General features: G+C 44.6%; 14 protein-coding genes. 9 read left to right on the top strand and 5 right to left on the bottom strand.

Annotated elements, in window-relative coordinates; translation table 11 throughout:
* The first annotated feature begins 319 nt into the window (after positions 1-319).
* The 6 genes from surE to QZ076_RS15465 all read left to right on the top strand — a co-directional run bounded on the left by surE (position 320) and on the right by QZ076_RS15465 (position 5,463).
* Complete coding sequence (gene surE, locus QZ076_RS15490; RefSeq protein ID WP_293714585.1) at positions 320-1,087, top strand: 5'/3'-nucleotidase SurE; 768 nt, start codon at positions 320-322, stop codon at positions 1,085-1,087.
* A gap of 94 nt (positions 1,088-1,181) precedes the next feature.
* Positions 1,182-2,315, top strand: a complete 1,134-nt coding sequence (gene lpxB, locus QZ076_RS15485; RefSeq protein ID WP_293714583.1) for a lipid-A-disaccharide synthase — start codon at positions 1,182-1,184, stop codon at positions 2,313-2,315.
* Between the two features lie 81 nt (positions 2,316-2,396).
* Positions 2,397-3,140, top strand: coding sequence for a NigD-like protein (locus QZ076_RS15480; RefSeq protein ID WP_293714581.1), 744 nt, complete (start codon positions 2,397-2,399; stop codon positions 3,138-3,140).
* 133 nt (positions 3,141-3,273) lie between these two features.
* Positions 3,274-3,804, top strand: coding sequence for a sigma-70 family RNA polymerase sigma factor (locus QZ076_RS15475; RefSeq protein WP_288205864.1), 531 nt, complete (start codon positions 3,274-3,276; stop codon positions 3,802-3,804).
* 1 nt (position 3,805) lies between these two features.
* Positions 3,806-4,351, top strand: coding sequence for a hypothetical protein (locus QZ076_RS15470; protein ID WP_293714577.1), 546 nt, complete (start codon positions 3,806-3,808; stop codon positions 4,349-4,351).
* Between the two features lie 32 nt (positions 4,352-4,383).
* Positions 4,384-5,463 carry a hypothetical protein gene (locus tag QZ076_RS15465; protein ID WP_293714575.1) on the top strand — a complete coding sequence of 360 codons (1,080 nt, stop codon included), beginning with the start codon at positions 4,384-4,386 and terminating at the stop codon, positions 5,461-5,463.
* Positions 5,464-5,676: 213 nt separating this feature from the next.
* Here the strand turns inward: QZ076_RS15465 and QZ076_RS15460 are convergent, their stop codons facing one another.
* The 5 genes from QZ076_RS15460 to QZ076_RS15440 form a co-directional block, all read right to left on the bottom strand.
* A complete protein-coding gene (locus QZ076_RS15460; RefSeq protein WP_293714573.1) occupies positions 5,677-6,051 on the bottom strand; it encodes a hypothetical protein in 375 nt (124 codons plus the stop codon).
* The gene (locus QZ076_RS15455; protein ID WP_293714571.1) at positions 6,048-6,611 is read right to left on the bottom strand and encodes a sigma-70 family RNA polymerase sigma factor; all 564 of its coding nucleotides are present in this window, start codon (positions 6,609-6,611) and stop codon (positions 6,048-6,050) included. The genes QZ076_RS15460 and QZ076_RS15455 overlap by 4 nt, the downstream gene beginning before the upstream one ends.
* A gap of 10 nt (positions 6,612-6,621) precedes the next feature.
* Positions 6,622-6,996: a DUF6249 domain-containing protein gene (locus tag QZ076_RS15450; protein ID WP_293714568.1), complete on the bottom strand. Its 375-nt coding sequence runs from the start codon at positions 6,994-6,996 to the stop codon at positions 6,622-6,624.
* 164 nt (positions 6,997-7,160) lie between these two features.
* Complete coding sequence (locus QZ076_RS15445; RefSeq protein ID WP_293714566.1) at positions 7,161-8,015, bottom strand: DUF1080 domain-containing protein; 855 nt, start codon at positions 8,013-8,015, stop codon at positions 7,161-7,163.
* Positions 8,016-8,036: 21 nt separating this feature from the next.
* Complete coding sequence (locus QZ076_RS15440) at positions 8,037-9,527, bottom strand: Gfo/Idh/MocA family oxidoreductase (RefSeq protein ID WP_293714563.1); 1,491 nt, start codon at positions 9,525-9,527, stop codon at positions 8,037-8,039.
* A gap of 288 nt (positions 9,528-9,815) precedes the next feature.
* Here QZ076_RS15440 and QZ076_RS15435 point away from each other — a divergent pair, with 288 nt between their 5' ends.
* From QZ076_RS15435 to QZ076_RS15425, 3 genes are all read left to right on the top strand, one after another.
* Positions 9,816-10,043, top strand: a complete 228-nt coding sequence (locus QZ076_RS15435) for a DUF4492 domain-containing protein (protein ID WP_195373240.1) — start codon at positions 9,816-9,818, stop codon at positions 10,041-10,043.
* An 11-nt stretch (positions 10,044-10,054) separates the two neighbouring features.
* Positions 10,055-11,620: a cytochrome ubiquinol oxidase subunit I gene (locus QZ076_RS15430; RefSeq protein ID WP_293714561.1), complete on the top strand. Its 1,566-nt coding sequence runs from the start codon at positions 10,055-10,057 to the stop codon at positions 11,618-11,620.
* 11 nt (positions 11,621-11,631) lie between these two features.
* On the top strand, positions 11,632-12,449 hold an 818-nt coding region (locus QZ076_RS15425), incomplete at its 3' end, for a cytochrome d ubiquinol oxidase subunit II (RefSeq protein ID WP_293714559.1).

Raw genomic sequence — 12,449 nt, 5'->3', positions numbered from 1 at the left:
TAAAACCAAAGCACCTTACTATTTAGGGCATTTCTCCCTACTTTTATAAAAGTAATGCTTGCATTACTTATTTGTAACCTAAACCTTACATATTTCTAACAAGAGCCTTACTTTTTCAAATATGCTGACCTTTCGCCTTAATTATCCTATGCTTTACCCTTAGAACTACTAATGAAAGAACTTAGCCAATACGAGCCCTACCGGAAGCCCTTACAACAAAAGGCAGACAAACACCCCGAACGTTAGAATAAATTAAAAGCATCCGCCATCAAAAGATTATCGTTACATTTGTAGAAGTAATTATAAAAATAAGTACGCGATGAACGATAGACCGCTTATCCTGATTACAAACGATGACGGCGTAAACGCCAAAGGAATTAAAGAGTTAATAGAATGCCTGCGCGACCTGGGAGATTTGATTGTTATGGCTCCTGATGGCCCCCGCTCAGGAATGAGTAGTGCTATCACGGCAGAGAACCCTCTCCGCTACTCATTAGTAAAGAAAGAAAAAGGACTGACAGTATATAAATGTACCGGCACTCCGGTCGACTGCGTGAAACTGGCTATCAACGAAGTACTCGACCGCAAGCCCGACCTATTGGTTTCGGGTATCAACCATGGGGGAAATATGGCGATCAGCGTCCTTTATTCGGGAACAATGGGAGCAGCAGCCGAAGGTTGCGTGTTCGGTGTCCCTTCCCTGGGGGTATCTCTACTCGATCATCATGAGGATGCCGACTTTACGGAATGTTGCCGGCTGGGACGTATGGTGGCCCGTCGTGTATTGAAAGAAGGACTGCCCGCAGGTACTTACCTGAACCTGAATGTGCCGAAAACAGATACCGTTAAAGGGATGAAGATCTGCCGCCAGGCTGCCGGGAAATGGATCAAGGAATATAAACGTTCGGAGAATGGAAGCGGACATCCTGTATTCTGGTTGACAGGCTCTTTCGAGAATGCCAAACCGATCCATCCGGACAACGATACACTGGCACTCGACAGCGGATATGCCTCCCTGGTTCCTTGCAAACTGGATGTGACGGATTATGATTGGATGAACAAATTTAAGAATAATTATTCAATGTGAGAATATGCCAATATGCCAATGGAAAGTTATTTATAGACTATACGTATTGGTAGATTGGCACATTGACACATTGACACATTGACACATTATTATTATGAAATATTTTCTGATCGCAGGCGAAGCCTCCGGCGATTTACATGCGTCGAACCTGATGGCGGCATTGAAAGAGGAAGACCCGGAAGCAGATTTCCGCTTCTTCGGGGGAGACCTGATGCAGGCCGTGGGCGGCACTTTAGTAAAGCATTACAGGGAAATGGCCTTTATGGGTTTTATTCCGGTGTTGCTCAACCTGCGTACAATCCTGAATAATATGAAGACTTGCGAGGAAGATATCCGCAGATATCAGCCGGACGTAGTCATACTGATCGATTATCCGGGATTTAATCTGAAAATAGCCAAATTCGTAAAGACGGTATTGCACCTGCCTGTCTACTATTATATATCACCGAAGATATGGGCGTGGAAGCAATACCGCATCAAGGACTTCCGCCGTTATGTAGACCGTATGTTCTGTATCCTGCCCTTCGAAACGGAATTCTTCCACAAGCTGAACTATTCGGTGGACTATGTAGGAAATCCTTCGGTAGACTCAGTTGCACAATATAAAGAGAAGCAAGCTGCGGCGGTCGATACTTTTATTGCAGACGAAGGACTGCCTGACAAACCAATCCTCGCACTCCTTGCCGGAAGCCGCCGACAAGAGATTAAAGACAATCTTCCAACCATGCTCGAAGTTGCCGCCTCCTATCCGGATTATCAACCGGTTATCGCCGGAGCCCCCGGACTGGAACCGGAATACTACAAACAATATATCGGTAACCATCAGGCCCGGATCGTCTTCGGCAAGACCTACGACCTGTTGCAACACAGCCACACCGCACTGGTCACTTCCGGAACGGCCACGCTCGAAACATCCCTGTTCCGTGTGCCGCAGGTAGTCTGCTACTACACGCCTGCCGGACGGTTAGCCAGTTTCATCTTCCGCAATTTCTTCCACACCAAATATATCTCGCTGGTCAACCTGATTGCCGGCCGCGAAGTAGTACAAGAGCTGTTCGGTGCCCGCTTCTCCACCCTCCAGATCCATGAAGAGCTGGATAGAATACTGAACAATCCGGCTTATCGCAATCAGATGCTCGAAGGTTACGACGAAGTGATCCGCCTGCTCGGAAAACCGGGGGCTTCCCGTCGCACCGCCGAACTTATCTACCAGTCACTGAGAGATTAACATCTTTTATCATACATCTTTGCAGCATTTCGCAAATTTCTCCCATCTAGCTTAATATAGAATGGGAAATAACAATGTGATATGAAAGCTATGAAGACGTTGAAGACTTTTTTATTGGTATTAGGTACTGTTTTGGTATCTTCTACATTATACTCTTGCCTGGATGATGACGGCTATTCTCTCGATAAATATAGTGTCGGTGTAGCAACAGTCAAACCGCTTGGCAACAACTCATATTATCTCCAGTGGGACGATTCTACTTCATTTTGGCCGGCAGCCGGTGTTACCACTCCGAACTTCGATGTAAGTAAAGAAAGAAGAGCATTCATCAACTTTACATTACTCGGACCGGGTAAAGATATGAACATCGAACAGGATTATGTGATCCGCCTGAACAGGATAGATACAGTTCTGACCAAGTCGATCGCACCAGACCTGGGAGATAAAAACGATGAATATTACGGTAAAGATCCGGTGACGATGAAGTCTGTATGGATTGAAGACGGATATATAAACTTCCAGTTTGCCACTTACTTTGAGTATGGAAGCAAACATTTTATGAATCTCGTAAAAATGGAAGACTCCGATACGTACGAACTGGAATTCCGCCATAATGCAAACGGTAGCCTGTCAGGCGCCGAAGGTTGGGGATTAGCTTCATTCAGACTGAACAGTCTGCCGGAGACAGGAGGTGAGACAGTGACGATGAAAATCAAGTACAAATCGTATGATGGAGATAAGACGATTGAACTTAAATACAAATCCGGTTCGGCAACGGGGAGAGCCCCGGTGATGGGAACTGAGGATTTTCAAACGACAAATTAAACCTTCCCACATAACTTTTATTTTTATCATTTAGTTCAGGGAGAAAGACATCGTGATGATGTCTTTCTTTTTTTTGTGTAATTTCGTACCGGAGATGCAACGTTCGCCGTTTGCTTCCCGTTTATATAAACAAATGAACGAAACTACAGAACAACTGATAGAAGGTTGCCGGAGCGGAAAGCGAAGTGCGCAACTGGCCCTGTACAAACAATTCGCACAGCGATTGTACATTGCCTGCCTGCGTATCGTCGGCAATACGTCAGAAGCGGAAGAAGCCATGCAGGACGCGTTCCTGAAAATCTTCACCCGCATCGATCAGTATAAAGATAATCTGTGTTTCGAAGCCTGGATGCACCGGATAGCAGTCCATACGGCCATCGACTACGTACGCCGTCAGACTCCGGAATGGGACGAGTTATCGGACAACTATGCCGATCCCGAATCCGATGAACCAAGCGAGGAAGATATACAGTATTCGGTAAAGCAGATAAAAGAAGCGACTGCCAAGCTGCCGGCCGGCTACCGTGTGATCCTCTCTCTTTACCTCTTCGAGGGGTATGATATGGAAGAGATTGCCTCTATCCTGAATATTCAGCCGCCAAGCGTACGCAGTCAGTATCTGCGGGCAAAGCGCAAATTGTTAGACATTATATCAGTCAACTAAGATGGACAAGTTAAAGAATTTCATAGACACCAATAGAGAAGCTTTTGAAGATGACCTTCTGCCGGAAGGTCACTTCGATCGCTTCGAAAAGAAACTGCCTTCTCCACGCAAGAACCGTTTCAAGCTATACAGCTTGTGCGCTTTTGCTGCCGCCGCTTCTATTGCTTTGCTCTTTCTGTTCCGGTTGCCGGGTGGAGCACCTGCTCCTCTCAATCAGCAGACCAATGTACAGAAAACCTGCCAGGCGAAAACGGAAATCGACGAACTACGCGTCTATTATAACATGCAGATGGACGATATACTAGCAAAGATGGAGACTTTGTACAAGCAAGAACAGGCACCGGGTGCCGCCGGTCTTTTACAGGAAAGCCGGAAGATACTCAAAGACAACTATATGTTTGAAGAGACGATCCTTCCTACCCTGCCCTGCTCCAACGATGCACTGTTTGCCATGAACCAGCATTACAGCACAAGTATCGAGACACTGAACTTCATGCTGGAACAGATGGAGCGGGTGACGACAGAGAATGAAAATGACAATAAATAAATAAATAAATAAATAAATAAATAAGATACATCATGAATACAAAACAAACAAAAAGCCGTTCAATTTTACTTCTGGCCATATTGCTTATCATCAGCACCGTTTACAGCTGGGCCGGGAAACCGGAAAGGATTAAGAAGAAAGAGTACAGCCAGTCATTCAGCGTCAGTTTGAGCGACCAGCTATTGATCGACAACCGCTACGGCAACACCACCGTAACTCACTGGAATAAAAACGAAGCACTTATCCGCGTCGAAATAGAGGCAAAAGCGGAAACTGAAGAGGCTGCACAGGCTACTTTGGATCGCGTACAGATCGAACTGAAGAAAAGCGGGAATACTGTTTCCGGCATCACCTCTCTTAAAGAGCAGAGATGGAACAACAATAGCAACGAGCGTTTCACAATCAATTATTATATCAGCATTCCCTCTAAACTGGCAATCAACCTGTCTCAGAAATATGGAAATATCAACCTGCCGGACAACAACGAGGGCAGAAGCACGATACAGGTGAAATACGGTAACCTGAATGCCGGAAGCTTCACGGAACATTTACACGTGGAAGCTAAATACGGCAATGTAGATATTAATAATGTAGTGAATGTCGGCCTTGATCTTGGTTACTGCGGAAATGTTTCGATCGGCAATGCGAAGCTCATCAATGCGGAGAACAAGTATTCGAATATGAATGTCAAGAAGTGCACGCAGATCAATGTCGAGAACAAATATGGCAACCTGAAAATAGAGAGCGCCGACAAGGCACAGATGGATATTAAGTATAGCGAAGTTTCCTTCGGAGCTATAAACGGTGAGTTGCTGGTCGGCGAACTGGCTTACAGCACTCTGACAGTCAGGGAGCTATCAGCCAACTTCAAACAGGTGAAAGTGGATGCCCGCTACGGTAATCTGAACCTGAGCATACCTTCCGGCGCCTCCTTCAAGGTTGCCGCAGAGAATATGAAATATAGCAACCACAATGTAAGCGGATTCAATGTCACCAACAAATCGACAGAGGATAAAGTAAACCATTACTACGAAATCAATGGAGGCAAGAAAGGAACAATCTATTTTGACGGGAATAATTATAGCAATATAAATGTGAAAGCGTTAAAATAGAAAATATTGAACCTACTTTTGGCTTGATCCAAAAGTAGTCAAAAGATCAAGGCTGCACCTGTCTCGCTACTCCGCATCCTACATTCGCAGACGACAGCGAAGTCTTTCACCGTAGCAGCGAAGCCGGTGTAGCCTTGAACTTTTGGTTACTTTTCTTTCAAGAGAAAAGTAACATTCAAATCTGACAATAATTGAACCAATCAAAAAACAATATCAAAACCGCAATGCCAACACTTTATCCAATGTCGAATAAAATATCAACGATCCAGCAATGGCGGCAACCGTCAGGATAAACGGTAATTTGTCTTTTATGCTGTCCAGTATATGGCTAACGTTTCCTGTGGACTGCTGACCCAAAAGCATCAACAGCCCGGCAAAGGCAACCAGATATACAACGATTATACCAATAATCATAAAAGGCGGCATTCCCGATTTCATCTTTGCTTTCTTCACTTCCGGAACTTCCAGCGGGGCTTCCTGCATGATACGATCCATAATCAATCGGCTCAGGTCCGGAGACGACTCTGTCATTCCTTCTTTCAACAGGTTTCTCGTCAAACGATTTATATCTTTATCCGATGTTTTCATAATACACTTACTGTTTCTTTCTTCATCATGAACTGCAATGTTTCGTAGAAATGCTTACGTCCGCGAAACAGTTTCACTTTAATATTGGAAGGCGTCAGTTCCGTAATCTGACTGATGTCAGCAATGGAACATTCTTCCAGGTAAAAGAGATTAAGCAACAGGCTTTCGTCGGCCGGAAGCTTCTTCAATACACGGGCAATTATCTCCTTCCGGTCTTCCCGTTCCAGAATAGCGGTCGCACTATCCACCTCGTTCGTTGTAAGATCGGTAGCAATAGCGTCGTCGTAACTTTCAAATATGGATTGTTTCCTATGTGCCGTAATAGCGGTATTATAGACAATCTTGTAAAACCAAGTGGAGAACTTACTGCCGAACTGGAAAGATGGAAGGGCACGATACATCTTCACAAAAGCATCCTGCACGACTTCTTCTGCCTCCTCGCGATTTTCCAGTATGCGGAAAGCAATATTGAATGCCATCTGCTGGTACTTCGCGACAAGGCAGGAGAAACTTTGAGTATCCCCTGCCAAAATGCTTTTTATCCACTTTTGTTCGTCCATCAATCCTGTTTTATTGTTCTTTTTCCTTTTCCATCATCTTCAGGACAATGAAGAAGTAGATCAGATAAGCTATACCGCCACCCAAAACAGTGAAAATAACGACAGAAAAACCTTCCCAGTCATTTGAAGCAGCAGACAAGCTACTGTCGAAAAAGATACCGGCCGTAGCACCCAATGCCAACCCGATCATCAGTAAACCGTTGCGAAGGGCATTGAACTTATTCGTCTTTCTCTCAGGCTCTTCCAACACTATACCTTTCTCGATCATAGCCATACGCTCTTCATGCTTTGTCCGGGTTGTTCTGATGACAAGTATCATAAGTAACAGTACAGGCAGACCCACCGCACAAATAATCGCAACCAAAGGAATTAACCATTCTTCCATAATTTCAATATTTAAAATGTTTCTAATTGTTTCGTTTACAGATAAGACTAACACTCCGGAGGAAAGGTTACAAGATAAAGAAACTTTTTTTGAAAAAAATACCCGGAGTCGGACATATTGCCGATTCCGGGTATTAATAAGTTAGTTATCAGTAGATTACGAAATTAGTCCAATACTTTAATCTTGATGTTACGATACCAAACGTCGTCGCCATGATCTTGCAGACCGATGAAACCTTCTTTGTTAGGTCCACCACAGTTCAACAGCAGTTCGTAAGCCAACGGCCATTTGTCTTTGCTGAACTTACTTGCATCCAGCATTTCTTTCCACTGCTGAGTCCACAAATGATATTCAACAACCGGTTCGTCGTTCTGATAATGAACAACTGTACCTTTGTAACACATGATCTTTGATTTGTTCCATTCGCCGAACGGTTTAGAGTTCTGCGGTTTAGCAGGAATCATATCATACAAGGAAGCAGACATACGGTTACCGTCTTTACCTAACTTAGCATCCGGATGGTTTGCATTGTCCAGGATCTGATATTCAGGAGAAGAGATATAAGAAGGCTGGCCTTCTACTTCTTGGATCAGGATAAATACACCAGAGTTGGCACCTTTAGCCACTTTCCATTCCCATTCCAATTCGAAGTTTTTGAACTTGTGAGCAAAAACCAGGTCACCACCGTCTTTTGCACCAGCTTCACCGGCACCGGAACCTTTAATATGGATTGCACCGTCGTTTACTTCCCAAGCATTAGGAACATCTTCGCGGTCATATCCTCTCCAGCCATTCAGTGTTTTACCATCAAACATAGTAACCCAACCGTCGGCATCTTTCGGGAATGTAGATAAATCTACAGTCGGTAAATCCAATAATGTGTATTCAGGCACAGCTGCTTCTGTTTTTGTTTCAGCTGTTGCATCGGCAGCAGCGTCTTCTGTTTTCTTTCCACCGCCACAAGATGTGAAATAACACATCATCAGCGCGGCACTTGCAAATAATACTGACTTCTTCATTTTTATGTAAGTTTAAAACTGTTATCTAGGCATATCTGGCAATTTCCAACCACTACGATAATTGTGCTTGATCAGTTCGTTTGCAAACTGTTTAGCATTGATAGGATCAGTCCAGATCTTGTTGAATTTCGGGTCACCATCAACAATCTTAAAGTCATCCTTAATCAAAATCTTAATCATTTCATCATCCTTGATGTTTGTGAACTGCATATTAGGACCATCCCAGAGCAACTCTTTGTTCAAGTTCTGCAAACGAACAGCCAAGACACCCATCACAACCATTTCGTTGAACGGACCTGCTTCTGAGAAATCAGATTTAGTCTTCACACGGCTGGAAGCATCTTCTTTACAAGCGCGAACCCAATCCATTTCATGACCACCGCTCATTGCATTCGGAACACGACGGCAAACTTTAGGAGCAGCAGCAGGAACACGTCCTGACAACAACCAAGGCTGCTGACCATAGCAACCGCAAATCAGCGTATCTTTTGTACCGTGGAAAATACACAGACCTCCACCAGGACCCATCAATTGTTTTCCTTCAGGGAAACCAGCAGGACGATCCGGCATCATACCACCGTCATACCAATGGATTTCAACTTCCGGCAAAGCCAGTTTAGGCATATTGTCGCGAGCCGGGAATGTCAGTTTTACATGCTGTGCATTAGGAGCGCAATCCTGTAATAACAGCGTGGAAGATCCCTGAACCTTTGTAGGATAACCCAGCTTCAAAGCTTTAAACGGCTGATGCATAATATGGCAAGCCATATCACCTAATGCACCTGTACCATAAGCCCACCATCCGCGCCAGTTCCATGGGTGATAAATTTTATTGTAAGCACGAACCTGTGCCGGACCAGAGAACAAGTCCCAATTCAATGTAGAAGGAATCTTATCCACTTTTTCAGGAGCATTCAGTCCCTGTGGCCAGATAGGACGGTCGGTAGCGCATTCCACCTTTGTCACTTCGCCGATCTCACCATTCCAGATCCATTCGCAAACCAAATCAGTACCTTCATCTGAAGAACCCTGGTTACCCATCTGTGTTGCTACATTATATTCTTTAGCCAGATTAGTAAGCAGACGAGATTCATAAACAGAGTGAGTCAACGGCTTCTGGCAATATACGTGTTTACCCAACGTAATTGCATCGGCAGTAACGATAGCATGCGTATGGTCGGCTGTTGCACAGATAACAGCATCGATCGACTTACCCACTTCATCATACATCTTGCGGAAATCCCAATATTTCTTGGCATTCGGATGACGGTCGAAAACCGGTTTCGCATACTTCCAATCCACGTCACACAGAGCTACGATATTCTCTGTTTTTTCAACATTCTTCAGGTTAGCATTACCCATACCGCCGATACCAACGCCTGCAATATTCAATTTATCTGTCGGAGCGATATGTCCATGACTTTTTCCAAGAACGGAACCGGGGACAATGGTCAAAGCAGCAGCTGCTGCTGCGCCTCTTTGAAGAAATGATCTTCTAGTGATGTTTGACATAGTAATAATTTTTTATAGATTAGCACTTAATAATAATATTTCGATTAAAATGTCACGTCTTAAAAACACAAACTGTCGCAAATATAACCAATGCGAAAAGAACAACAAGCCTGTACATCCGGCTTTCTTTTTTAAAATAGTTTTTTTTAACAGAGCTTATAGACAATGTCTATTTTTTCATAAATATTATCTATATAGTTAGGGGTTGGAAAAGTCATCCTTTCTGTTATATTTGTCTAACAGAAAACATATTTACCTTATATCTGTTATATAAATGAAGACGTAAACATGAAAAAGGAACCAATACTCATTCGAATTTACCATTTTTACCTGGAAGGATTTCGATCAATGAAGCTGGGTAAGACACTATGGCTGATTATTTTGGTCAAACTATTCATCATGTTTTTTATATTAAAACTGTTTTTCTTTCCTAATTACCTCGGAAAATTTGACAACGATTCCGAGAAAGAGGAACACGTATCAGGTGAATTGATCCAACGGGCAATAACTCCTTAATTAATATAGTTATGATCGCAAGCATTGACACTTCTTTGATTGACTGGTCGAGGGCTCAGTTTGCTCTTACGGCCATGTATCACTGGCTTTTTGTACCCCTTACTTTAGGGCTTGGCGTGATCCAGGCAATACTGGAAACCATTTATTACAAAACAGGTGACGAATTCTGGAAAAAAACAGCTCAGTTCTGGATGAAGCTGTTCGGTATTAACTTCGCGATCGGTGTTGCCACCGGTCTTATCCTTGAATTTGAGTTTGGGACGAACTGGTCGAATTACAGCTGGTTTGTCGGTGATATTTTCGGAGCGCCACTGGCTATCGAAGGTATCCTTGCTTTCTTTATGGAAGCTACGTTTATCGCAGTCATGTTCTTCGGCTGGGATAAAGTGAGCAAACGCTTCCACCTCGCTTCTACCTGGCTGACCATTATCGGCGCCACTTTGTCTGCTCTCTGGATTCTGATTGCCAATGCATGGATGCAGTATCCGGTGGGTATGGAGTTCAACCCCGACACGGTTCGTAACGAAATGTTCGACTTTTGGGCAGTTGCCTTATCGCCGGTTGCCATCAATAAATTCTTCCACACGGTTTTATCGGGCTGGATCGTAGGTGCTTTGTTTGTGATAGGTATCAGTAGCTGGTATCTGTTGAAAAAGCGGGAAACCCGTTTCGCACTGGAAAGTATCAAGATCGGAGCCATATTCGGCCTGGTCGCTTCCCTGTTGATCCTTTGGACAGGTGACGGTTCCGCTTACCAGGTAGCTCAGAAACAACCGATGAAACTTGCCGCCATGGAAGGCCTTTATGAAGGAGGAAACGGTATCGGCCTGGTCGGTATCGGGATGTTGAACCCGGAAAAGACCAGCTATAATGATAATGTAGAACCATTCATCTTCAATATACAGATCCCGAAGATGCTGTCTTTGCTGGCTGAACGCAAAATGGACGGCTACGTGCCGGGCATCACCAACCTGATCGACGGAGGTTATCCTACAGCCGACGGTACTCCTGCTCTTTCGGCAGCCGAGAAGATTGCCAAAGGCCAACTGGCTATCCAGTCACTGGCCAACTACCGCAAAGCAATCAAAGAGAAAGACGAGGTTGCCGCCAAACAATACCGCGCAACGCTCGATGAAAACTTCCCCTATTTCGGTTACGGTTATATCAAAGATCCGGGCGAACTGGTTCCTCATGTAGGAATGACCTTCTACTCGTTCCGTATCATGGTTATTCTGGGCGGATACTTTATCCTGCTCTTTATCGTCGCCCTTATCTGGAGCAAAAAAGATAAGTTCAAAGACACCCGCTGGCTTCAATGGGTTTGCCTCTGGTCGATACCACTCGGATATATAGCCGGACAAGCCGGATGGGTGGTTGCCGAAGTGGGACGCCAACCCTGGGCGATACAGGACATATTGCCGACCAGCGCCTCTATCTCGAAACTGGCGACCTCGTCGGTTCAGACAACATTCTTCCTCTTCCTGATCCTCTTTACGATCTTACTGATCGCAGAAGTCGGGATCATGGTGAAAGCGATCAAGAAAGGCCCTGCCGTATCTACTAACAATGATAACTAAAAATATACACCATGGATAGTACATATATATTATTACAGCATTACTGGTGGTTCCTCGTTTCCCTGCTGGGAGCACTGTTAGTATTCCTGCTTTTCGTTCAGGGAGGACAGTCGTTGCTTTTCTCAATTGGAAAAACGGAATTGGAACAAAAGATGTTACTTAACTCGACCGGACGTAAATGGGAGTTCACCTTTACGACACTGGTTACTTTCGGTGGTGCGTTCTTCGCTTCCTTCCCCCTGTTTTATTCCACCAGCTTCGGCGGTGCCTACTGGGTATGGATGCTGATCCTGCTTTGTTTCGTTATACAGGCCGTATCATACGAATATCAGGCAAAGAAAGGAAACTTACTGGGGAAAAAGACCTATCAGGTATTCCTGATCATCAACGGTGTATTAGGCCCGATCCTCTTGGGTACGGCTGTTGCCACCTTCTTCAACGGAGCCGAATTCTCTGTCAATAAAGGACAGATGACGGACATAGCCATGCCGGTTATCTCCACCTGGAACAATTCGCTGCACGGATTGGAAGCCGCCTTTGTGATCTGGAACGTGTGCCTCGGACTGGCTGTATTCTTCCTGGCACGTGTACAAGCCTTGCTCTATTTCATCAACAACATCGATAATAAGGATATAGTAAGCCGTTGCCGGAAACGTCTGATCCCGGAAACTGCTTTATTCCTGGTGTTCTTCCTTATATTCCTCGTACGTTTACTGTTGGTGGACGGTTTCGCGGTCAATCCGGAGACGCAGGAAGTGTTTATGCAGCCATACAAATACTTCATCAACCTGATTCAGATGCCGGCCGTACTGGTCGTTTTGCTGGCGGG

This window comes from uncultured Parabacteroides sp. (assembly GCF_905196875.1).
In the GTDB taxonomy this organism is placed as follows: domain Bacteria; phylum Bacteroidota; class Bacteroidia; order Bacteroidales; family Tannerellaceae; genus Parabacteroides.
This window is presented reverse-complemented; position numbering and strand designations above follow the sequence as displayed.